The 22,907-nt window shown below is 60.7% G+C and carries 21 protein-coding genes and 2 pseudogenes; 9 read left to right on the top strand and 14 right to left on the bottom strand.

Going from position 1 to position 22,907, the window contains the following annotated elements; all coding sequences use genetic code 11:
- Nucleotides 1-35 precede the first annotated feature (35 nt).
- From BHD07_RS12405 to BHD07_RS12385, 5 genes are all read left to right on the top strand, one after another.
- The gene (locus tag BHD07_RS12405) at nt 36-2,000 is read left to right on the top strand and encodes a DUF2817 domain-containing protein (protein WP_338280425.1); all 1,965 of its coding nucleotides are present in this window, start codon (nt 36-38) and stop codon (nt 1,998-2,000) included.
- A 51-nt stretch (nt 2,001-2,051) separates the two neighbouring features.
- Nucleotides 2,052-2,852, top strand: coding sequence for a transporter substrate-binding domain-containing protein (locus BHD07_RS12400; RefSeq protein ID WP_338280423.1), 801 nt, complete (start codon nt 2,052-2,054; stop codon nt 2,850-2,852).
- Nucleotides 2,853-2,923: 71 nt separating this feature from the next.
- A complete protein-coding gene (locus BHD07_RS12395) occupies nt 2,924-3,631 on the top strand; it encodes an ABC transporter permease (protein ID WP_338280421.1) in 708 nt (235 codons plus the stop codon).
- Nucleotides 3,632-3,634: 3 nt separating this feature from the next.
- The gene (locus BHD07_RS12390; protein ID WP_324765051.1) at nt 3,635-4,321 is read left to right on the top strand and encodes an ABC transporter permease; all 687 of its coding nucleotides are present in this window, start codon (nt 3,635-3,637) and stop codon (nt 4,319-4,321) included.
- Nucleotides 4,322-4,429: 108 nt separating this feature from the next.
- The gene (locus BHD07_RS12385) at nt 4,430-5,839 is read left to right on the top strand and encodes an FAD-binding oxidoreductase (protein ID WP_338280418.1); all 1,410 of its coding nucleotides are present in this window, start codon (nt 4,430-4,432) and stop codon (nt 5,837-5,839) included.
- Between the two features lie 23 nt (nt 5,840-5,862).
- Here BHD07_RS12385 and BHD07_RS31905 read toward each other — a convergent pair.
- Nucleotides 5,863-6,019, bottom strand: a pseudogene (locus BHD07_RS31905) (ABC transporter substrate-binding protein); the annotation flags it as partial.
- Between the two features lie 481 nt (nt 6,020-6,500).
- On the opposite strand from BHD07_RS31905, the gene BHD07_RS12380 reads away from it, so the two are divergent.
- Nucleotides 6,501-9,869, top strand: coding sequence for a hypothetical protein (locus tag BHD07_RS12380; RefSeq protein WP_338280416.1), 3,369 nt, complete (start codon nt 6,501-6,503; stop codon nt 9,867-9,869).
- A 150-nt stretch (nt 9,870-10,019) separates the two neighbouring features.
- On the opposite strand, the gene BHD07_RS12375 is transcribed toward BHD07_RS12380, so the two are convergent.
- The 13 genes from BHD07_RS12375 to BHD07_RS12315 all read right to left on the bottom strand — a co-directional run bounded on the left by BHD07_RS12375 (nt 10,020) and on the right by BHD07_RS12315 (nt 21,294).
- Nucleotides 10,020-13,145 (bottom strand): LysM peptidoglycan-binding domain-containing protein, encoded by a 3,126-nt coding sequence (locus BHD07_RS12375; RefSeq protein WP_338280414.1) that lies wholly within the window; start codon nt 13,143-13,145, stop codon nt 10,020-10,022.
- A gap of 186 nt (nt 13,146-13,331) precedes the next feature.
- Nucleotides 13,332-14,150, bottom strand: a complete 819-nt coding sequence (gene sctT / locus BHD07_RS12370) for a type III secretion system export apparatus subunit SctT (protein ID WP_338280412.1) — start codon at nt 14,148-14,150, stop codon at nt 13,332-13,334.
- Between the two features lie 7 nt (nt 14,151-14,157).
- Nucleotides 14,158-14,427: a type III secretion system export apparatus subunit SctS gene (sctS, locus tag BHD07_RS12365; protein ID WP_015242590.1), complete on the bottom strand. Its 270-nt coding sequence runs from the start codon at nt 14,425-14,427 to the stop codon at nt 14,158-14,160.
- A 5-nt stretch (nt 14,428-14,432) separates the two neighbouring features.
- Nucleotides 14,433-15,083 (bottom strand): type III secretion system export apparatus subunit SctR, encoded by a 651-nt coding sequence (sctR, locus tag BHD07_RS12360; RefSeq protein ID WP_324765046.1) that lies wholly within the window; start codon nt 15,081-15,083, stop codon nt 14,433-14,435.
- A complete protein-coding gene (gene sctQ / locus BHD07_RS12355) occupies nt 15,076-16,176 on the bottom strand; it encodes a type III secretion system cytoplasmic ring protein SctQ (protein WP_338280408.1) in 1,101 nt (366 codons plus the stop codon). Before sctQ ends, sctR begins: the two co-directional genes overlap by 8 nt.
- Nucleotides 16,130-16,618 carry a type III secretion system stalk subunit SctO gene (gene sctO / locus BHD07_RS12350; protein ID WP_338280406.1) on the bottom strand — a complete coding sequence of 163 codons (489 nt, stop codon included), beginning with the start codon at nt 16,616-16,618 and terminating at the stop codon, nt 16,130-16,132. Before sctO ends, sctQ begins: the two co-directional genes overlap by 47 nt.
- Nucleotides 16,615-17,961, bottom strand: a complete 1,347-nt coding sequence (locus tag BHD07_RS12345; RefSeq protein ID WP_338280405.1) for a FliI/YscN family ATPase — start codon at nt 17,959-17,961, stop codon at nt 16,615-16,617. Before BHD07_RS12345 ends, sctO begins: the two co-directional genes overlap by 4 nt.
- A complete protein-coding gene (gene sctL / locus BHD07_RS12340; RefSeq protein WP_338280403.1) occupies nt 17,958-18,563 on the bottom strand; it encodes a type III secretion system stator protein SctL in 606 nt (201 codons plus the stop codon). The genes BHD07_RS12345 and sctL overlap by 4 nt, the downstream gene beginning before the upstream one ends.
- A complete protein-coding gene (locus BHD07_RS12335; protein ID WP_338280400.1) occupies nt 18,560-19,240 on the bottom strand; it encodes a type III secretion protein in 681 nt (226 codons plus the stop codon). The genes sctL and BHD07_RS12335 overlap by 4 nt, the downstream gene beginning before the upstream one ends.
- Nucleotides 19,237-20,037 (bottom strand): type III secretion system inner membrane ring lipoprotein SctJ, encoded by an 801-nt coding sequence (gene sctJ, locus BHD07_RS12330; protein WP_338280398.1) that lies wholly within the window; start codon nt 20,035-20,037, stop codon nt 19,237-19,239. Before sctJ ends, BHD07_RS12335 begins: the two co-directional genes overlap by 4 nt.
- The gene (locus tag BHD07_RS12325) at nt 20,034-20,465 is read right to left on the bottom strand and encodes a hypothetical protein (protein ID WP_338280396.1); all 432 of its coding nucleotides are present in this window, start codon (nt 20,463-20,465) and stop codon (nt 20,034-20,036) included. Before BHD07_RS12325 ends, sctJ begins: the two co-directional genes overlap by 4 nt.
- A 26-nt stretch (nt 20,466-20,491) precedes the next feature.
- Entirely contained in the window at nt 20,492-20,677 is a 186-nt protein-coding gene (locus BHD07_RS12320) for a hypothetical protein (protein ID WP_338280394.1), read from the bottom strand.
- Nucleotides 20,674-21,294, bottom strand: coding sequence for a type III secretion protein (locus tag BHD07_RS12315; protein WP_338280392.1), 621 nt, complete (start codon nt 21,292-21,294; stop codon nt 20,674-20,676). Before BHD07_RS12315 ends, BHD07_RS12320 begins: the two co-directional genes overlap by 4 nt.
- 400 nt (nt 21,295-21,694) lie before the next feature.
- Between BHD07_RS12315 and BHD07_RS12310 the strand changes: the two genes are divergently transcribed.
- The 3 genes and pseudogenes from BHD07_RS12310 (at nt 21,695) to BHD07_RS12300 (ending at nt 22,886) form a co-directional block, all read left to right on the top strand.
- A complete protein-coding gene (locus tag BHD07_RS12310) occupies nt 21,695-21,856 on the top strand; it encodes a hypothetical protein (protein WP_338280390.1) in 162 nt (53 codons plus the stop codon).
- 118 nt (nt 21,857-21,974) lie between these two features.
- Nucleotides 21,975-22,235, top strand: a pseudogene (locus tag BHD07_RS12305) (FHA domain-containing protein); the annotation flags it as partial.
- Between the two features lie 99 nt (nt 22,236-22,334).
- Nucleotides 22,335-22,886, top strand: coding sequence for a SctD/MshK family protein (locus tag BHD07_RS12300; RefSeq protein ID WP_338280933.1), 552 nt, complete (start codon nt 22,335-22,337; stop codon nt 22,884-22,886).
- Nucleotides 22,887-22,907 lie beyond the last annotated feature (21 nt).

Raw genomic sequence — 22,907 nt, 5'->3', positions numbered from 1 at the left:
CAATTCTGCACACGACAAACCGGGAGCACTGTCGCATGTCCCCTTCGACGCCAACCAGCCTGTTCGCCGGTGACTTTTCCGCGCTCCGCGCCCGCTTTCTGGCCGCCGCGCGGCAGGCAGGCGCCGATCTCGTCGAATATCTGCACCCACTGCACGGACCGAGTGGCGAGCGCCTGGCAACCGACGTCGCCTATCTTGGGCGCAACGACGCGGAAAAGCTGCTTGTCCTGATCTCGGGCACGCATGGGGTGGAAGGCGCCTTCGGCTCGGCCTGCCAAACCGCCTGGCTGACGCAAAATTCGCCGTGGCAACTTCCCGACGACACCGCCGTCCTTGCGATCCATCTCATCAATCCCTGGGGAACGGCCTGGCAGCGCCGGGTCAACGAGGACAATGTCGATCTCAACCGCAATTTTATCGACTGGCAGAAAGGCACGCCGAAAAACGAGCGTTATGCCGCCCTTCACGATGCGCTGGTCTGCCGCGCCTGGGAAGGGCCGGAGCGAGAGCGGGCGCAAGAAGCCTTCAAGGCCGCCAAGCAGCAGCATGGCGGGTATGCCGGCCTCGCCCCGATCATCGAGGCCGGCCAGTACGATTTCCCGGACGGCCTCTTCTATGGCGGCGACGGCCCCGTCTGGTCTAACCGCACGCTCAACGAGATCCTCTCGACCTTCGCGCGGCAGGCCGAACAGATCGTCGTCTTCGACCTGCATACCGGCGCCGGCCCCTATGGCTTTCCTGCCCTGCTGTCGGTCGCCGAAAGCGAGCATGACGGGCTCGACTGGGGACGGCAGATTTTTGGCCCGGCGCTCTCCGTCGTTGTGACCGGCACGAATGCCAAGACGGATACCGGAATCGCCGCGACGGCGACCGGCTATGTTTCGGCCGCCGTGAGAACCGCCGTGCCGAAGGCGCGCGTCCTGCCGCTGGTCGTCGAATGCGGTACGTTGGACGGCGCCACCGTTTCAGACGCGGTGCAGGCGGACAACTGGCTTCACCTGTTCGGCAAGGTCGACTCGCCGCTGGGGGCAAGGATCAAGCAGGCCTTGGTCGCCGCCTTCATCCCCGAGGATGCCGACTGGCAGGGCACCTGCCTCGCGACGGCGCTGCGTCATTTCGACCGCGCCTTTACCGACCTGAAGGCGGTCGGCGGCGCCGGCGAGGAAAAATCCCTGTCCGCTGCTTCCGCCGTCTCCGTCGTGCGGGACGCGGAAGCTTCAACCCCGCGTGCCAGCGAACGGCCGGCGCTGGAAGTGCAGGACATCCGCAAGCGTTTCGGCCCGCTCACTGTGCTCAACGGTGTCAGCCTGACGGCCCAGCCCGGCGAGGTCGTGTCGATGATCGGCTCTTCCGGCTCCGGCAAGAGCACCTTCCTGCGCTGCCTCAACCTGCTGGAACAGCCGAACGACGGCCGCATAGTCATCGACGGTGAGGAAATCCGATTGAGAAGGGCGGCGGACGGCAGCGCCGTTCCAGCGGACATGCGGCAGGTCGAACGCATCCGCTCGCGGGTCGGCATGGTATTCCAGAACTTCAATCTCTGGCCGCACATGACCGTGCTCGAAAACATCGTCGAGGCGCCGCTGCACGTATTGAAAGAAGAGCGGGCGGCAGCCATCGACCACGCTCATGCGCTGCTGAAGAAAGTCGGCCTCTCAGACAAGCACGCCCAATATCCCGGACAGCTTTCAGGCGGCCAGCAGCAGCGTGCCGCGATCGCCCGCACGCTTGCCATGCGCCCCAAGCTCATCCTGCTCGACGAACCGACCTCCGCGCTCGATCCCGAGCTGGTCGGCGAGGTGCTGCGGGTGATCCGGCACCTGGCCGAAGAAGGAAACACGATGATCCTCGTGACGCACGAAATGCAGTTCGCGCGCGAGGTCTCGCACAAGATCCTCTTCCTCCATCAGGGAAAGGTGGAGGAAGAGGGTGCCCCGGCGGAGGTTTTCACCAATCCTCGCTCCGAACGCATGCGCCAGTTCCTGGCCCGGACGTTCTGACAGCCCCGCCCTACCCGCTCAACAACGAAGCTCAACATGGGGAACCAAAACATGAAGCTGAAAAGTCTGTTGCTCGCAACGCTCTTTGCCACCGGCCTCACGACGGCGCAGGCCGCGGAGGGCGAATTATCGATTGGAACGGAAGGCGCCTATCCGCCGTGGAGCATGGCCGATGCCGTCGGCAACGTCACTGGCTTCGATGCCGATGTCGGCAACCTGCTCTGCGCCAAGCTGGAGATGAAGTGCCAGTTCGTCGTGCAGGCCTTTGACGGCCTCATTCCGGCGCTGAAGGCCAAGCGTTTCGACATCATCATTTCGGGCATGTCGATCACCGAGGACCGCAAGAAGGAGATCAACTTCTCCATCGGCTATGCCGAACTGGCCAACATGTTCGTCGTCCCAAGAACATCGTCCCTTGTCGGAATTACCGACCTTAACGACCTTATCAAAGCGCTGGACGGAAAGAAGGTCGGTGTGCAGGCTGGCACGACCCATGCGCACTATCTCGAAAAGAAAGTGCCAGACGCCGATCTAAAAACCTACGACACGCTCGACCAGATGCAGATCGATATTGCCAGCGGCCGTATTGACGCCGCCTTCGCAGATCGATCGGCGCTCGACGATTTCCTGAACAAGCCCGAAGGTAAAGAATTTCAGTTGATCGACCTCAACGTTCCCAGTTCGTCCGATCCGACGTTGGGTGAAGGGATTGGCGTTGGAATCGCCCAGGAAAACACCGAGCTGAAGGCTCGCATCGACAGGGCGCTCTGTGAACTCGTCGCCGATGGCTCCATCGGCAAGGCAAGCCAGACCTGGTTCAAGTCGGACATTTCTCGGCCCTGCCAGCAATAACCAACGGGCGTTCCCGGCAATGCTGCCGGGAACGCCGCATCCGACAGGCATGAAGAGTTTGGGCAGGACCGATGGAACTGGGAATTTGGCAGGTATGGGAGGGCGGCTGGATCGCCGCGATCCTGCGCGGTGCGGCGATCACCATCGCCGTCGGCGTCGCGAGCATGGCCGTCGGCATTGTCATCGGCATTGCCTGCGGCCTGATCAAATGGGCGCGGCTTTTTCCGCTGACGCTGGCGGTGGATTTCTACACGTCGATCGTGCGCGGCGTGCCGGAACTCCTGATCATCTATCTTCTCTTCTTTTCCTCCGTCGAATTCGTGGGGCAGATCGCCGCCGCCTTCGGCTATGAGGGGCTGGCCGGCAACGGCTATGCCTTCATCATTGCCGTCATCGCGATTGCAGCCATATCGGGCGCCTACTCCACGGAAGTCGTTCGCGGCGCGCTTGCCGCCATTCCCGGCGGCCATATCGAGGCAGCGCGGGCGCTCGGCATTCCCGGCAGGCGCATATTCCGCCGGATCATCGCGCCGCAGATGCTGCGGATCGCGGTGCCCGGCATGAGCAATGTCTGGCAGACGACGATCAAGGACACCGCCCTCGTCTCCGTCGTCGGCCTGCAGGAATTGATGCGTGCCGCCTTCGTCGGAGCCGGCTCCACCCGCCATCCCTTCATTTTCTACTTCATTGCGGCTGTCGTCTATCTCGTCATCACGCTGGTAAGCCAGGGTGGCTTCGACCGGATCGAGCGCCTTCTACGTCCGCGTACGAGGAAATAGGCCATGGATCTCGACCTCATCCGGCTCGCCGTTCCGACCCTTGCCAAGGGATTGTGGCTGACCGCTCTCCTGACACTCACCTCAGTTGCCGTCGGTTTCAACCTCGGGCTCGCGCTCGCCGTCATGCGACTTTCGAAAAATCGGTTCGTCAGTGGTTTCGCCAAGGGCTACAGCACCGTGTTCCGGGGAACGCCGCTGCTCGTCCAGCTCTTCCTCTTCTACTACGGCCTCGGCCAGATTTCCTTCGTGCGCGACAATCCTGCCCTCTGGTGGATCATCGGCGACGGCGTCCATTGCGCCGTGATGGCGCTGGCGCTCAACACCGCTGCCTACACCTCGGAAATCCTGCGCGGCGGCCTCATGTCGATTCCGGGCGGCCTGGTCGAGGCCGCGCAGGCTTGCGGCATGTCGCGGCTCCTGTGTTTTCGTCGGATCACCTTTCCGCTCGCCATCAGGCAGGCCTTGCCGGCCTATGGCAACGAACTCGTGCTCGTCGTCAAGGGAACGAGCCTTGCGTCGACCATCACCGTCCTGGAAATCACCGGCCATGCAAAACGCCTGATGAGCCAGACCTATGCGATCCTGGAGGTCTTCGCCATCGCCGGCGTGCTCTACCTCCTGATCAATCTGGTGCTGATTACACTCGTCCGGCTGCTGGAAGTCCGTCTTACGCGCTACCTGCCGCGGTAGCGAAATCCTGGACAGCGAAGAAAAACGGCACCCTTTACGCCGAAACGCCCTGAGCGTCCTGCAATCAGCCTCTCCCTATTTCCCGATGTCATCGACAGGAATTGTCCAATGCACCGCCTGAAACCAGAATTCACCGCCGAAATCCGGACCATCGTCGGTGACGGAAATTTCAGGGAGGGCGAGGCCGTCGCCATGATCGATTACGGCGTGGCGCCGGAAAATCTTGGCGCCGGCGCCGTCGTCCTTCCAAGCACGACCGAGGAGGTTTCCGTCATTATCAAATGCTGCCGCGCCAACAGTGTGCCCCTCGTCACGCATGGCGGGCGAACCGGGCTCGTAGGCGGCGGCCTATCGAAACCGGGCGAACTGGTGCTCTCCACCGCCCGTCTCAATCGCATCCTGCACCTGTGCCCGGTCGAGCGTGTTGCAGTGGTGGAAGCCGGCGTGACGCTGCAGGCGCTGCAAGTGGCGGCCGCGAACCATCGCCTTGAACCGGGGATCGATCTGCCGTCTCGCGGCTCGGCCACCATCGGCGGCATGGCTTCGACCAATGCCGGGGGGATTTCAGCCTTCCGATCCGGCGTCATGCGGCATCGCATTCTGGGACTGGAGGCGGTGCTCGCGGATGGTTCGGTCTATACAGACCTGACCCGGGTCGTGAAAAATGCCGCCGGCTATGATCTGAAGCACCTGTTTGTCGGTGCGGAAGGCACCCTCGGCGTGATAACGCGGATTGCCGTCAAACTCGAACCCCAGCCTTTGACCACCGCTACAGTCCTATTCGGCCTAGCCTCGGTGGATACAGCGCTCCAGACGGTTCGCCGAGGGCTCGAAGCCGAATACGGCCATCTGCGCGCCGCCGAAGCCACCTGGCGCAGCTATTTCCGCTTGACCTCCAGTCACCATCGTTGGTCGGCCCCGGACTACGCCACAAACCACCCAGTCAACCTCCTGATGACGCTTGGCGGCGCGGACGACGCCGCCTTGCAGTCGGAGCTCGCGCGCATCTATGAGGACATGATTGCCGTTCAGCCCGACACCTCGGCCGTGATCGCGTTTTCGGGCGCGCAGGAGGCAGATCTCTGGCGGCTTCGCGAGGACACGGACCTCATCTATCGGCGGCATCCGGGCGCGCCATCTTATGACGTTTCCATTCCCCTCTCACAGATAGCGTCCTATCTCGAACGGTGCCTCGCCGATCTGAAGGCGATCGATGCCGCTTTCGATCCCTATGTCTTCGGCCATCTTGCCGACGGAAACCTCCACATCGTTCTCAACAGCACCGGCAGCGACATTTCGGCCGAAAAGGCGAGCGCTGTCGAGAAGGTGATCTACCGGGATATCGGAGCGCTGGGCGGGTCCTTTTCTGCCGAACATGGGATCGGCGCTAAGCGGGTGGCGCCGCTATCGGCCCTATCCAACCCGGCGAAACTCACCCTGATGCACCGGATAAAAGACACGCTCGACGCACCGGCGCTCCTCAACCCCGGAAAGGTGCTACAGCCAGGCACCGTCTAGATGGCTGCCAATTCGCGGGGGTCATATCTGGGCATCCACCAGTCCTGCACTGCACCATCGGTCAGGACGATCGACGCGGTAACGAGCCTTCCGTCGACAATACCGCGTTGACGACTTCAGGCAGAGATCTACCCATCCCTCGGGCGCGATGTCGGGCTGCCTATTCTCGGTCATGGATGTGCTCATCGATCAGGCCGCGGGGGCGGCACGCACCGCGGCGGTGCTGGCACGCTATTCTCGTCTTCGCGAGCCCGAGCGCACTCAGCCTCGCCCTCGACGTACGCGCTAGCTCCGGGCGCGACTAGCGCTTTATCGAGGCAATATCGCATCGCACAGTTCCGAGTTCTTTCCTCGCGGCTTCGGTTTCGCGTACATTGGAAACGGCCCACGAGCAGTGGGTAGAAATTCCGTTTCTTCAAACCAAAGAGATGCGGCCACCGTCAGTGCGAGACTCACTGATGCGCACGTTATAAAACTTGCGCCGTAGATGTGCCCAACATCCTGCAAACTGGACCGTTTCGTTCAACAGCCCCCCAAGATATGAGGGTTGCTGATACTGTTGGTTGTGTCCTAGGGTCGTCATCTCGGTGTCACAAAGCTTACCGAATCCCAATCAGGACAGCATGGAATTCCCGACCGCCAAGGACAGGAGGCCCCCCCCTTGACTCAGCCGATCAACCTTCAGCGTCTTGCTCGCCAGCAGTTTTTGCGCTCGTCAATCCATTCCGCGGAAAGCAACTTCCAGGCTGCGCTCGGCAGGGCACGAGATCCTCAAGCAACCCAGAACAACAACGGACCGAGGGACACGCAGACGCCGGGCGGCATTATCATCCACAAGATCAAGTGCGGTGATACGGCCATCGAAATCGGCGAAGGGCGCGGCTACAGTCTCGATCAGCTTCAACTCATGAATCCTGATCTGCGGGACAACCCAAACGTGATCGTGGAAGGCGGCACGCTTACAGTGCTCGACCAGAGGCTCTTCAACAATGTGAAAGCTGCCGTCAAAACGACGGACGAAGCCGTCTCGGCGCAGGCTTCCTATGAAGACATGACCACAAACCTGGGCGATGTCCCTCCCCATGTGCGAAAGCTAATGGCGATGGAGGCGCCTTCAGTCCGGGAGACCGCCGCGGAGAAACGGCGCGAGGCTGCGGAATTGCTTACACCCGGCCTGCTGGAGGAAGGGCTCGCAAACGCGCTTGATGAGCGTGCCATGAAAGAAGCACTCGACGCCCACGCGGCCGCGATTGCGCCGGTCGGAGATGGGCACCCGGGGTTCGAAGCGATCATCAAGGAGGCAAAATCCGGTGCGCGTGACCAGATCAATGACATCTTTGGACGGAAGGTCGAGTTCACCGATCAGACCACCGGGAGCAAGAGAACCGCAAATCTGCGTGAGCTGATGGCCGAGGCGGAAGGCACTCCGGCCGCATCGAGGCAGCGGGACGCCTCTGCGCAGTGGCAGAACGTTCAGCATGGCATGGTGGCGCTGATGGACGGCCTTTCCCAAGAAGCTGTCAAAACGAACGGCGGCGCGGGAGCAAATAAAAAACTGATCGAGACCCAGGCGGTGCAGAATGTCGCCCAAATCCTAGCCGCGGCAACACCGAACCGGGAAACGCCCCTGGAAAACGATCCTTATATATCGACCGTCAACGTAGCAGCGGACGAGATCCTTGTCATGCGTTCCGTCGAAGCCGTCAACGATGCCGCAAATGACCTGGATGCCGCTCTCGATTCGCTGGATTCCATCCCCGAGCTGGCAGAGCTCGTTGAACAGACCGAGGGCATCGATCCCGATCTTGCTGTCCAGCGTATCGAGGGATCGCAGTCCGCCGTTAATTCCGCGATATTCGATCTTTTCCGCAGCCAAGTCGACCACGGCATGGGCGCGATTATGGCCGATGACCGCCGGGTTCAGGATGCCGTGACCAAGCTGACGATCCTTGCAGACCGGATGCACACGTCGAAGGGCGAAGAAGCGGTCCAGGAACTCGCCTCATCAATCGCGCGAGTAATCCATTCAACCGGGGAAAAATCCCGCCAGTCATCCGAAAGCCTGGCGATCCAAATCGGGAGCGGCCTGAAACAAGCGATCGCCGATGGCCACAGTCCGGCTCTTGCGCAGGAGGTCGCGCGCCAGCTGATGGATCCAAGCGTCGTTGGTACGGGCAATAAATACGAAAAGGAAGCCTCCAGTATCCTCCGGCAGGCAAGTATGGGGGTCGAAAAGCTGCAGGAGACGGCGGAGTCCACAGGGAAGGAGTTTTACGAAAAGATCGTCTATGTCTCCGAGCTCGGGCGGCAGAATATCGGGGAATCCAGCACGTTTTCCCATGCCGATGGCGTCAACTCGCTGCTGGAGTCGGAAAAATCCCTGGTCGAAAAGACCGACCACTATGGCGAGGCGATCGTCCTGACCCTGGCGTCGACGCAGGAGTTGCCTCCCGAATTACAGGGACTGGAGGGTGCCCGCCATCTACAGGATGCGCGCAACTCTCTGAAGAATGAGGTAGATCAGGAGATCGTGGCCGGCAAAGGAAAAGATGCCGCAATTAATTCCATCCCGCTATTGACCCAATCGAGCCCGAGTGCGGCCCTGGCATCTCAGCGTGTTGCGCGGGACGCCGCCCTGGACAGGATGAAGGATGTGCCCGCGGAAGATCTCGACCAGTTGGTCGAGGAACTCGGAAAATTGCCGACGGATGATCCCTATGCGGAAATGGCGACGCAGCTCCAGTCACTGGAGGATCCGAAGGCCGTTCTCTATGAGAATCCGGCTCTTACTCTTGCGCTGCTCGACCGTTTCAGCACTGGGGATCAAGCCCAGCCGGAAGTGCGTCCCGCTCCGAACGCCGGCTTCCTCTCACGTACCGGACGCGACGTTTTGCTGGAGGTTTTCAAATTCCAGACCCAGGGTGGCGGCGGACTCATCCCGGGCATTTCTCCCATACAGCCCTCGGCCGATACGCGTTTTGACGCCATGGATCGGCGTCTCGATGCCCTGCAAAACCGCCTGAGCGCGCAGAGTGGCACCGCTGGGCGCCTATCGGGGCTGACTGGCGTTGCCCGGAACCTATGGCTCAAGACCTATCCAATACAGACGATCGAGGCCCGCACCGGGCTCAATGCCCATACTGCCTCCATACCCTTCGTCAACACCGGCTCTGCCTTGCTCAACCTATGGGGAACGGCAACTCTCACTCGGTCCGATGTGCCAATGGATCAGGCCTGGGGATGGTATTTCGCCGGCGGCGCCGCAAAGGATCTGGCCCTTGCCGTCGATGGCACCCGCGGGCTGATAACCGGCCGGGCCGGTTTCTCGCAGATTGCGGGATTGCGCGGCTGGGAATGGTTGCCCCGCATCTATAATGGCGCGGGCGTTGCTCTCTCGGTGCTGCAGGTCGGCCATGAACTGAGCAAGGGCGACCTGCCGATGGCGGCCGCCTGGCTTCCCGGCACGGCGGCCAGCATCTATGCGGCAATGCCTGGTGCCGTTGCAGCCGGACCAGTCGTGACCATCGGCTTCCTACTGACGGCCGGGCTGGTCACCGGCATCAGCCAGTATCGTCACGTCCAGGATGCAAATCGCCTCGAAGGCCCGCTCGGCGCCTATCTCAAGGGTGCCGCGCCAGGTGTTGAAAAGCCCGAAAGTCTCGCCAATTGCGATGAAAATGGCGTTCCTTATCTGGCGCTAAACCCAACGCTCGCCAAAGCGCAGGGTGTCTCTCCGAGCCAGATGATCGACTATCTCTATGAGCTCGATGTCGATGAACGCGACAAAATGATTGATTACGCCCTGCAGGTGAAGCCGAACGATGATGGAGAGTTTCCACTAAAGAACGATCCGGACGAAAAAGCCGCAGGGCAAACTCCATGGATGCCTCAGGGACGCGGCGTTTATATTCCACCTGGCAGCCAGTACCCGGCAGCGCGCGATACCCGCATCCAACGTCATCAGATCGCTTCGGTCGAAGATTTTCAACGCTGGGCCCGCGAGTACGACTACACGCTGCCCACCGGTTGATTGGCCGATTGGCTTGGCATCAGCCCCGCTGCTGCCCGAAGACCCGCACCTGTTGCCAGCCCACGGCAGCAGGCGGACCGCCGCATGGGTCCAGCCGTCTACGCCTGCGCCGATAATCTCATCGGCGCAGGGCGTGCCCTAGCCAGCGCATTACGCCGTCGGAACGGCAATTCCGAGTTCCGCCAGGACAATGTCGATTTGCGCCGCCGACGAGGGAGCAGCATTGCCGTCTCTGATCTTCTGCGCGGTGCTCGGGAGATAGACTTCTCCGCTCACATATCCTGCGTTCAGGCGTTCCGGGTCGGTATAGGCTTCGTCCGAGACTGCGGTCGCAGCCAGTTTCATTGCATTGCCCCCAAACGCATCGAGCGTGTGGTGAAGATTGTCCCGCAACGCCTCGAGCTTGTCATCCGGAATGGCCTTCAACCAATCCACGAAGCGTTGGCGGTCAGATGGCTGGTCCAACTGGTAGCCCTTCAGTTCCGCATATCTGGTGAGAATCGGGACCGGGCTGTGGCCGTCGCCGCTCTGATCCACGAGGACGCGAGCGGTCTCCTCGTCAACGCCGGAACGCGTGAGGAAGCGCATAGAGGTGTCGTTCATATATTTGTTCGAATCTCGTGTATCGGCGACGATCATCTGGCCGATTACCGCGCCGCCGACGATGATAAGACCGGCCGGGCCGAACATCGTGCCGGTCCCTAGCGCGGCCATGATCGTTCCGCCGGCCGCGGCCGCCGAGAGGCCGCCCATTAAAGGGTCCCCCGCTTTGAAATAGTCGACCGCCATCCACGCATCGAAGCCGCCGCTAATTGCGCCGAGGAACTTGACTGCCGGCCTGCTGCTGCTTCCGAAGTGCTTGACGGCAGCGGACTCGGCGTCGAGTTGATCCATCCCGCCCAGGATCTCGACCGCGCGCTGGCCGAGTCCAGCGGCATCGATGACGACTTTCAGATTGTTGCGGAGCGTAGGGTTGTTCTGCGCTGCGGTCGCCGAATTGGCGAGGCTCGCTCCCGTAGCCGCCAGGCCGATCACACGCAGCATCTGGCCGGAACCGCTCGTGTTCGCGAAGGACCGAACCCCGCTTGAGCTCTTGAGATTATTGAGGTCTTCGTTAAGCCTGGCCATCTTCGCCCGGGATTGCTCGACCGCCTCGCCCGGCTCCGGCAGGGATTTGCCCACGGCGTCGATCGCCCGGTCCATGTCGGCTTTGGGAATGCCGAGCATGTGTTCAAGCTTGCTATCTTTGAGCGCTTCCAAGCTCGCCCTCGCCTTACCGATCGCAGTAGGATCGCCCGATTGCAACTCTGTGAAGGACGGCAGAACCTTGTGTCGGATGATCTGGGTCGTCGCCTCCTCCGCGAGCTTGCGGCCGCGATCGGTCAAGCGAGCCTGGTAGCCCATCAGATTGAGTACGGCCGGACTGTCGAGCAGCGCCGGATTTTTTTTCATCGCGATCTCGACGGCCATCGCGGTCTTTTCGTCTGATAGGATCTTGCCGATTTCGTCATTGACGGCCTGCTGCTGCGAGTCGAGTTCCGGTGGAAGGTTGCCGAGCGCTGTCAGTTGCAATAACAGCTTTTCGGCACTCGCCGCGATGTTGCCCTCAAGGCGCTGCTCGGTGGCTGCCCATTGGGCGCCCTTTTCTGTCTTGTAGTCTTCGATGGCCTTGGTGAGTTGCTCGGCGGTCATGGTCTTGCCGTGGTTTGAGACCAGCCACTGCAGTTCTTGCATATGCGCCGAATAGGCGATCACGTCCTGGTTGACCATGCCCGACGCGTATTGCTGCACATTGGGAGCAATGTTCTGGACGACGAAATTGGGAGCGACGCCGGCGCTCTCAGCGGCGACGGCAATCGGATAGTCGAGACGCGAACCCCTGCTGATGGCCATGGGCATGACGTTCGGATGATATCCGCCGAGGGCGGCGAAGCGCTGGACGAGCTGATCGGCGCCCGGACTGCCCGCAATGCGGTCGATGATCGCCATCAAGTTTGCCTGGCCGTTCATGCCGATCAGATCGCCACCGATCTTCTCCTGCCTCCTGGCATTCGCCGCTTCGATTGTCGGCATGGCGGCGGATACGAGCTCGACTGCCAGTTCCGGGGCGGTTCCTGCGGTCAGCCGCTCGAGATTCATCATCGTGGTCGCAGCATCGCCCTGGTCGCTGAGGCTTCGGTCCGGCTGGTAGTCGGCCAGCGGCTTCGATGCCCAGTTTGCGGCCTTGTCGATCAGCGATTTCGCATCTTCGGATCGAAGCAGAACGCGCCGGACCTCCGGCGTTGCCGAGCCGTAGGCGGAAGACACGGCACGGAATGCTTCGCCGGGCGCACCGGCGTCGTTCGCGCCATCAATAATGCTGCGCGCCCTGCCTTCGACCTCGACACCGGCATGCGTCGAGTGACGCAACGTGATGTTGAGCGCTTTCGCGGTATTCTCGATTGCGCTCTGAGCAGGGGCGGCATCCTGCCAGTCACGATCGTACAGGCGTTGCAGCGTCTCTACCCGTTGTGCCTCCGGCAGCCGTTCTACAAAGCGTTTCACGTCCTTGGCGATCTCGCCGGTTTGCGCTTGGTAATCGACCTGCGGGTCGTCGGAGTATTGGACCTGATTGCCGCGTTCGTAAATTTCGTCAGCCAAGACGGATTCCTCATCCGTCTTCAGGCCGCGCTCCTCGATCGCGGCCTTGACGGCAGTGCCGGCGGGTCCCGCATCTGCCCAGTCGCTGCCCGCCAGCCGCAAGGCGGCCGATTGCCGGTTTGACGCGGGCAAGCTTTCTAGATAGCTGCCGATATCGCGCTGCATGCTCTTGCCTTCGGCGCTGTAGTCTATCTTCGACGGATCGTCAGCATAGGCGAGTTTGTTTCCCCGCTCGTAGAGATCGTTAATGAAGGCGACTTCACCTTCCGGAACGCCTTGGCCATTCACGGGGCCTCGCGCGACGATCTCCGGTGAGCTCAGCGGCACGATCATCACTTCATTCGGGTCGATGCTCGCCGCCTGTCCCGTGAGCTTGATCCGGTTGGTGGCGAGCAGGTCGTCAAGGCTCACATGGTTTTCCTTGGCAATCTCCCAAAGACTATCCCCCTTCTCGACGACGATGGCTCTTTCCTTGAGCGGATCGATCGCGTTCGGGCCACCCGCCTGGGCCCGCTCGCGTACCGCGGCATTGATCTGCTCTATGAAGAAGCGTCGCTGTTCCTCCGACATCGCAGTCGCCCGGCCGCCCGCCGCGTTGTAACGGTTCCGGCCATCGATATCGATCCGATAGGACATGAGTCCTCCTTGAGGTGAGGTGCGTCGAAGATGCCGTTTCCGGGAGAGCCGGCGGACGGGTAAGCTCCTCAAGACGCGAATATGTCAGTTGCGCGTAAGCGCGGTGCGCAGGCACTATGCTGCGCTTGCTTAATGGATTGATGACAGGAGTCGTGTTTTTTCGAGGCCGTCGCTCTTTCGACAGGTCTAATTCGGCGCCCCGGCAAGGCCGCGCAGCAGCTGCGGAGCGACCTTAAGGATCGCGAGCTCCTCCTCCATATATCGCAGGAGGTAGGTCAGGTAGAGGACGATCAGGATCGCGAAGATCAGGTTTTTGACCGCGAGCGACAAATCGAATACGTGCAGTTGCGGCGACATTCGCGACAGGTAGGCAAGCATCAGATCGGCGATCAGCAGCGCCAGGACGATTGGTGCGATCAGCAGAACGCCGATTTGCATGATGCGATCAAGAATGGCGAGAACAGCCATTGCGGATTCGGAACCGAGCGTCGGCCGAAAACTGGTCACAGGCCAAATTTCGTAGCTTTTATAGAAGGTATCGGCGAGCAGGGAAAAGCCCCCCGACTTGAAGAAGACGGCGACCAGCGCCAGCACGAAAAACGTACCAGCAATGCTGGTCTCCGTCGCCTGCAGCGGGTCCACGAGTTGCGCCGATGTCGAGCCTCGCTGCAAATCGACGAGATCGCCAGCGACCTCGGCAGCCCAGAACGGAATGCCGAGGACGACGCCGAGGACGATCCCGATGATAATCTCCTTCATCAAAAGGCCGGCTACCGTGATGGTCGTGAGGCCTGGCATGTCGATCAGCGTCGTCGTGAAGCTCGGCACCAGCGGCAGAGCTATTGCGATGGCTACGCCCGAGCGAATAAGTCCTGTCAGGCCAAGACGCACAAAAGCTGGCGTGATCACGATCATTCCCAGTGCTCGGGCCATAGCAATGGCTGCCCCTGCGAGCACCGGATAGATGGCGTCGAACATCGTTGATGTGGCGACGAGAGAATCCACGCGCCACCTACCGCGTCAGGGCGGGAAAGATATCGAGCGTGTTGCTCGCGAAGTTTGCCACCTGAACCGCGAGCGCCGGTCCGAGTACGATCAAGGCCAACATGACGGCGACGAGTTTGACGGCCTGGGGCAGCGTCTGGTCCTGAATCTGCGTCAAAGCCTGCAACAGGCCCACAGTGACCCCGATGACAATGGCGATCGCAAGTGCGGGCGCGGAGGCGAGCAGCACCATCAAGAGCGCTTTCTGCATTTGAGCGAGGAAGGCGGTTTGATCCATTGTCTCTATCCGTAGCTCAGTATCAAGCCGTGCATCAGCCGCGACCAGCCGTTGACGGCGACGAAGAGGAATATCTTCAACGGAATTGAAATGAGTGTCGGAGACACCATCATCATGCCCATCGCCATCAGCACGGTCGAGACGATGAGATCGATGACCAAGAACGGCAGATAGAGCAGGAAACCGATTTCAAAGGCGCGTGTCAGCTCCGAACTGACGAACGCCGGCACGAGGATTAAGAGGCTGTCGGTCTTCACCTGGGCCCGGGCCTCCTCCGACCAGATTCGCTCGGTCGCCTGCATGAAAAACTGGCGCTCGTTTTCGTCGGTATAGCGTTTGAGATGCGCCTGCAGCGGCGCGCGCAGCGAGTCCGCTGCCCGCATCATGCTATCCATCGATTGCACGTCGACCGGCTCGCTGGAGAGCGTACGGTACATCTCGCCGACCAGCGGCGTCGTCACATACACCGTAAGGATCAACGCGACGCCATAGAGCACGAGATTGGGAGGCGACTGCTGGATGCCAAGCGCGTTGCGGATCAGGAAGAGGACGATCGAGATTTTCAGGAATCCCGTCATCGTCACCACGGCGAGCGGAATGAGGCCGATCGTCGATACAATGATGATGATCGGTATGAGATTGGTCGTCTCACCCATCGTTCGAGAGCCGTACGATGCGCACACCGAGACCTTCGCCGACCCTGATTAGTTCGCCCTTCCCGACCAACCGGCCGTTCGCAATGATATTGACTGGGCTGGAAAGGCTCGGACTTGCATGAAGCACCGTCCCCTCCCCCATCTTGACGATTTCCTTGAGGGGAAACTCGGCCCGTCCGATCTCGAATACCAGTTGTACCGGCAGGTCCGTGAGCGGTTGGGGCTCTTCAAACGACGCGTCCTGTTTTGCCATGAAGGAATGTTCCCAGCTTGTTTTTAGATTTCGCCAGCCAGACGTCAGTATGTAACCTGCATCGCTGCGGGCCAGCGAGGCGATCATGTGATTTGCAACGAGGGCAAAGGGTTCCGTGTGAGGCTGCTCACACATGACGACGTCGCCGACCTGCAGACTTTTGAATTCGCCGGCGCTTAGCTGCTGCGTCCCGGCGCAGAGCCGGATTGGTTGAACCAGTTCCTCTGTAAACCTGTTTAGAGCGTTTGTGGGGCGATCAAACGCCCTACCGATCTTGAGCGCCGCCCCGGTGCTAAGCTGCAGCTCGGCGTAATGAGGCAAGCCGCCGGACTCGATCATCCATGAAAGCTTAATCGGATTGTCCGTCGGCATTTCAAGCGAACCGAGCCTCACCGGTTCACCGACAAGGTTCTCCAACGTTTCCAGGTGATGGGAGAGGGTTTCTTCAAGGAGAATATTACGCTGGGCAGGCGTCAGGGTCGCGATTTTCGCACGAAGCCCGAGCGCTGCTGCGAGCTCGTCTAGAGCAACCGCGGGGATCATAAGGCGGCCGGCGGACGCACCGATGAAAAAGGCGACCTCTACCGGCTCCGTCAAAGGTCGCCTGTCCTCCGCTGGCTGGACGGACACGTTCATGGCCGATACCGAGAGCCGAAAGGCTACACGGATCCTTGTCAACATGTTGAACGCCTCGACATGCGCGGCGGCAATCTCCGGCACCCAGGAAGGATCCTCCGCGAGGGAGCGAACCTCCGCGCCCCGGGCGTGGCTTTCTGCAGTCATCCTCATCCGGTCACCTGGAGCGCTTGCGGCTGTTTGGGCGAACTGCATCTTCTTCATCGACCTCGCTAAAGACGTCTGCTCGCTTGGCGTCCAGGCGGTGCTTTTCCTCCGCTATCAACGAAATGCGGCCATGCAGCTTCTGTTTGCGCCGATACTCGGCGGCAAGTTCTTGCTTCCGTCTTGCCTCGCGCAATTCACTCTCTCGAGCCGCGTGAATTTCCCCTTCCAACTGTCGGGCGCGGTGATCCAAGGCGCTCAGCGCACCGCGGTAATTCTCGAGATCGCGCTGATCGAGCGGGCCGGCGGCGAGTTGGGAATACAGAGCCTCCTCCTGCCGTCTGCGCTCCGCCTCATGCGTAAAGCTCTCGTATTTCGCTGCCTCGACGGCACGGGTAGCCTGCCGGTGGCGCCCATGCTGGAGCTCCGCCGCGGCTTCCGCACGCCGCATCCTTAATGCGCGTAATTCGACGAGTCGGCGCAAATCGACTTTCCGGGTCACGATGCGATCCTCTTCAGCAGCTCCTCGGTGGTGTCCAACGACGAGAACTCGTTGTTGTCCTGTCTGAGAAAGGCTTCAATTGCCTCGCGCTTTACGATCGCTTCATCCGACAGCGCATCGAGACCGCGCTCGTACTCCCCCACCCGCAGCAACAGCTCGATCTCCTCGTAGCGGGCAAGCAGCGCACGAATGTGAGCGGCATGTTCCCGGTGCGCCGTGCCTGCGACGCTTTCCATCAAACGACTACGGCTCTTCAGCACGTCGATCGCGGGAAAGAAGTTGCGCTCGGCCAAACTGGAACTCAGCATGATATGGCCATCGAGAATGGCTTTCGTTTCCTCGGCGACAGGGTCCAGCGTCCCGTCACCCTCGGTCAGGACCGTGTAGAGAGCCGTGATGGTACCGCCTCGCCCCGGCCCTGCCCTCTCCAACAGTCGCGGTAAGGCGGCAAAAAGAGAGGGCGGATAGCCTCGGCGGGTTGGCGGCTCGCCTGCCGCAAGTCCGATCTCCCGCTGCGCCCGGGCAAATCGGGTGACACTGTCCATCAGAAGCAGGACGTCTTGACCTTGGTCGCGAAAATACTCGGCTATCGCGGTCGCGCAGTAGGCTGCTTTCACACGCTCGATCGCCGGGCGATCGGAAGTCGCAACCACCACGACCGAACGCTTGCGGCCCTCCTCGCCGAGCTGCCGCTCGATGAACTCTCGCACTTCGCGGCCGCGTTCGCCCACAAGACCGATTACCACGACGTCCGCTTTCGTGCCGCGAACAATGGCAGACAGGAGCGAGGACTTTCCAACGCCCGGCTCTCCGAAGATACCGACGCGTTGGCCGCGAGCTACGGTGAGCAATCCGTCGATGGCCCGGATGCCGAGTTGCAGAGGATGGGTGATGAGATCGCGCTGCAGCGCGTTGGGCGGCGGTCGATGTGTTGGGTAGTAGGTCCCTGTAACAAGCGGTACGGTACGATCCTCGGCCAAGTCGAGGACTTCTCCCAAAGGGTTGAGTACCCGGCCGAGGAGGCCCTCGCCAACGGGAATCTGCAACGTCTTGCCGGTGGCGATGACTTCCGCTCGCGTAGACATGCCCTCAAGATCACCGATCGGCGTCAGCACTGCCTCCTCGTCTTCAAAGCCGACGACCTCTGCTGGCACGGTTGTGCCGGAGACCGGATCTCGGAGATAGCAAAGCTCACCAATGCGGACCATCGGGGCGGTCGCATGGACGATGATCCCCGTGATCCTACGGACGCGTCCGTGAACCGGTCGCGTGTCGGACGTCAGCGCCCGCCGGCGCAGGCGCCGAATGAGCTCGCCAGGATCCGACAGCGCCTGCTCGATCATGCGACAGAGCCTGAAGTATCTGCTTGAGCACCGAGCAAGGCATCGCGAATGACGGAAAGTTGCGCGTCGAGTCCGGCATCGACGACAGCCACGGCATTGGCGAGAACGCACTTGCTGCCATCGATTCGGGGGTCCGCGAGAACCGAGATCTGGAGGGCGGCATTCTTGTTGTGCTGCTCGATGATTTCAGTGACCCGCTCGACAAGGACGGGGGAGACGGTGATCGTCACCTCGCGCTCATGCTGGAAGGATTGCAGCGCCTGCCGTGCCAGGCTGGCGACCAGCTCCGCCTGATCGAAATGGCCAAGCAGTTTCTCGACGATCGCGAGACTGAGTTCGGCGATCTGCCGGTCAAGCCCAGCGACATAGGTGTTGACGTCGGCAGTCGTTTTAATCAGGAGGGCGGCGGCCTGGCGCTCTCCCTCAGATCTGCCCTCTTCGTAACCCTCTTTTCTGCTCGCTTCCACGACCTGGCGCACCTGCGCGAGCTGCTGATGCGCTTCGGATTTTGCAGCCTGTAGAAATGCGAATCCTTCGAGCCAATGATCGCCTTCTGCCTTGCGGAGGATCTTTGCCGTGGGCCTGCTGGGGAGTTCTTTCATTGACCCTCCCTGCCGGCGAGGTGGGTATCGGTGTCTTCTTGGCGCTGGAGACGCCGGATAATCGCCGCGCCCCTGGCCCGATCCGCCGCTTCGGCGTGGTGAATGCCGTGGTCGTCCACCTCGTCCGTCAAGCGCAGCCACGCCGCCAAGGCATCAGGGAGGGACGTTTTCCAGCCGGCCCAGCATCTGCGGCCGTCTAGTTCAATCGCCTGCACCAAGGCATCAAGGTCCCCAGGAGGCTCCAATCCGGCGGCGAGGTCGCGATTGTCTACGCCGATACGGAATGCACGCTCCCCAATGCGCTCCTTCATCAAGGCGACTTCGCGACTGCGAATTTCGCCGGCAAGTACATGGCCCCAGAAAACCGCTCCGGCGAGATAACTGTGCTGTCCCACAGCTGACGGCGCCAGTGCCAGGAGCTTGAGGTCGTCTTCTTCTGGGGAGGGACAGGAGCCGACATCCGGAAGGTCGAATTTCTCCATTAGCAGGCGGCAAAGCATCCTTTGCACCCGATCAGACTGCTGCAGCCTGACCGCTGCCTCGAAAGTGATCGCCTCACCGAAGGCGGTGACGATATGGCGCGGATGGATGAGGCGAGCCGGGGCGCCACGGAAGGCCTCCCATATGTTCTTCGCTTCGGCGCCCGTTGCGCCGTTTACCGCTGAGCGCTCCGTCACTTTGCCGGACCATATGGCTGCAGAGGATAGACTTTCCGTCGCCTGCTTTGCTTTTGCCACGCCAGATAGCCGAGGCTTACCATCGCAGCGAGCAGAGCACCTGCCAGGCAGCCAAAGATGAGTTTGGCCTTGGCGACGCTCGCGGGCAGCATCCACATGCCGAGGAAGGAGATGAGTTCCGCGCCCGTGGCGGGCTCGCTCGTCCGCTGGCTCGCTACTGGCACCACTGAGACTTTCTCGTAGCTCAGTCCCGATATGCTGTTGGCAACGAGAGTCTTGATCCGCGGGATAAGCGGGTTCACGTCAAGATTGGCTTCGTGACGGATGAAAACCGAGGCTGAGGCGGGAATCGCGTTGCGCTGCAATGGATCATTGTCCGGTAGTACAACGTGAACGCGCGCCGCCAGCACGCCATCGATCTCCGAGACGGTCCGGGAGAGCTCCTCGCTCAGCGCATAGATCATCTGCGCTCGCTCCTGCACGGGCGAGGCTACAAGCCCCTCCTGCTTGAAGACGGTGCCGAGCGTTGCGAATCTCTCCTTCGGCAAGCCCGCCGCGTTGAGCAAGGCGACAGCCTGAGAGAATTGATCCTCGTCTACAGTGACCGTCAGCTTACCGTCCTTCTGGAGGATGCGGTTGGCGGCTATGCCTTTCGATAGAAGCGTGGCGACCATCTCGTTCGCCTCCCGCTCGTCCAGATTGGTGTAAAGATCGACGCTGCAGGCCTGCAGCGTCAGAACCATGAGCGCGAGAGTCAGCGCGCGCGTGATCGTTGAGGGCCGCCAGAAAATATTCATTGACCTTTGACGAGTGTCATCGTCGCGCTGGTGAATTGCGTCGGGCCGCGAACGACCATCTGCGTTTCGATTGCGTGATCGAATATTTTGCCCAGTGCTTCCACCAGCCGCCCCGCCTCGCTGTCCGATGTGCGCGCGAGATTTGCCTCGGCGGCTGTCAAGTTGGGCGCGAACGACTGTGACACCGCCTGTTGACCCGGATTTGCAAAAAGCTCCGTACCGCTGGCGAATTTCCCGGCACGCTCCACGAACCCCTTCAGGTTGTCGGCGATCGTTCGGCCGAGATCCACCGGGCTCGCCCCGTGGGGCAAGGTCATGACGTTCATCGCCGCATGCTCGAACAGGTCCTGGGAAGTGACGAAGTTGGAGTCCTGAACGGCAGGCGCTGTTGCGAGCGTCGTATTCTCAACTGGTGGGACAACCGTCATGGTTGCGTCTCCTGTTGCTAGAGCGACTATTCCTCGTCAGACAAGGCTTCGTTGAGGATTTCCTGAGCGATCTTCATCATCTCCTGTCCGATCAGTTGACTACCCCCTGCCGCGACCGCTTGCTGCAGCGCCTCTTCAAATTGCGCCTGTGAGGGGTTCGCATTCTGTGTCTGAACGGGTACCTGACTTGTCGCGGATATCGATCCGGTCATCTTTTGCCCTCCTGCTGAGTGTCGCTGGTCTGGGAATTGGTCGCTTGACGACCGTCCTCGACGAGGTCGGCCTCTACCTCCTTGTGCTGACCGCCGCGAAATATACGAACGCGTGGGTCGTCCACCTGGGCTCTCGGTGGCGGCTGTACCGATGAAACGACCTGCTTCACCATCGCAATGAATGCAGGTGGACCGGAGACGCGAAGCGCTGGCGCATTGGCTGTCGCCCGAATTGAGAACCGGTCGTCCATGAGGTCCAGCCGCTCGATCTCGTGTATGACCGAACGGCCATCTGCCCTGCCAGTATCGATGATCTGTGTGGAGAACTCGTCACTGGCATTGATGTGCAATATCGACCCATCGAAATACCAGGTCAGTCCGTTCGCCTGCGTCAGCCTGTCGAGGAAGTCCTTGGCCGTTTCCGCACGGATCTCACCGCGAACCTGACCGCGGATCCTCTCGGACACAACGACTGGAATGGAAAGATTGCGACCGAACTCTATGAGTGCGTCGCGAACGTCCTGGTTGATCAGGACATAGCTGTAGCCGCTGTTGTACCACGGCGGAGCGCCCGCAAACGTCGGGGTCGAGATCGCTAATATAGAGACAGCAAACATACAGAAGCTCCTCGCAAGCATGACGTTCTTCATGTCAAACGTTCCGACTGTCCGCCTCAAGTCGGCGAAAGCTATAACAGTATGTTCGGTCGCGCAACTCGCAGTTGGGATAAAAAACAAGCAGCTACGAGCGCTAAGCAAGAAGAGAGTAAAAAACCGTGAATTTATACTGGTATTCTGATTTCATGACAATTACATGACATTTGCTGTGAGCGCCTAATCACTGAATTCACGAAGAATTACACACTGAAATATTATGTGATGCCCTTGCAAATTGTCATTTTCCCGCTTCAACTTTAACCATTGCTGGCCCCGATGCAGGGGTAGTCGACTCGATAAGACCTCTCAGCCGGCTTCCGGGCATTGCTCCGGAGCCGGCCGATTTATCAAGGAGAAGACAATGGCAGTTTCCGGTGTAGGCGGTACGCAAACTTCGGACAATTCAATCAAGACAATGACGGAAGCCTTTGACAAGGCTATCGAAAAGTCTGCTGAGATCACCAAGGTCACGACCGAAAAGAAGGTGGCCCTCGACGCAGCGAAGCAGCGTCCGAACGGCTAAGCGCTAAGCTAAGGGGCGGCTCGCCGCCGCCCCTTTTCATCTCCGTTGCATTAGACTTGGAATTGTCGGGCCCCCCCAAGGGTGAGGTCGTTGTCTAGATTGGCGAGGTGAGCGTTCGATGGCATCCAGTTTGGTCTTGAAGAATGCTGCTACGGATTTGACGCTGGATATTCTCAAAGGTGTCCACAGCGGCGTTTCCTTGCCCTTGGCACAGGGCTCTTATTTGATCGGCTCAGCTGCGGATTGTGATCTCATGTTGAGCGACCACGACGTCAGTGATCGCCATATGCGACTGCAGTTTGCCGGGTCCGAGGTAATGATCGAGGCAATCGGAGCCGATGTCGTCGTCGATGAAACGACTGTTCCCGTCGGCCATGGTCTCCAGGTCAAAACGCCTGTGATGGTTTCGCTTGGCAGCGCGCGCCTGAGCCTTTCGGAACCGGGGCGGACTCAATCGGGCAGCAGGACGCAGCGGCCCATGCGCTTAAAGTGGATTGCGGGTGGTACGGCGGCGGCCTTCTCGCTCCTCACCATCGCCGCCGTCCAGGCCGGAGTGGCTGACGTCGACAGATCCCCTTCCATCACGAGCTTCAGTCCAGAAACTGTGACGACCGGCGGCGTACCTCCCCAACCGCTCTCCGCGGAGGATGTGTCGTCAGCCCTTTCGGTAAAGCTCCTGGAGGCTGGCCTGCGTGGTCTTCGGGTGCAGACGGACGGAGCCCGGTTCTCCGTTTCCGGCGCGGTCGACGACGAAAGCCGCGAAGCGTGGAACGGCGTCCAGAGCTGGTTCGATCGGACCTATGGCGACCGCTACGTTCTCACGAGCGAGGTCGGCGAGGCCGTTCCGAAAACCTCCCCGAAATTCAATCTGCAAGCCGTTTGGTTCGGCGAAACACCCTATGCGATCAGCGCCGATGGTACACGCCTCTACAAGGGCGCCGCACTCGAGGATGGCTGGTACATCAAGGATATCCGCGACGGCAGCCTGACGGCAGGGCGGCAGGGGGAAGAATTCACGGTTCGCTTCTGACAACATGGGGACGAGGACGAC

Origin of the sequence: Sinorhizobium sp. KGO-5 (assembly GCF_036245905.1) — a bacterium.
Taxonomy (GTDB): domain Bacteria; phylum Pseudomonadota; class Alphaproteobacteria; order Rhizobiales; family Rhizobiaceae; genus Sinorhizobium; species Sinorhizobium meliloti_A.
Note: the sequence above shows the minus strand (reverse complement) of the source record. Positions and strands in the feature narration are given on the sequence as shown.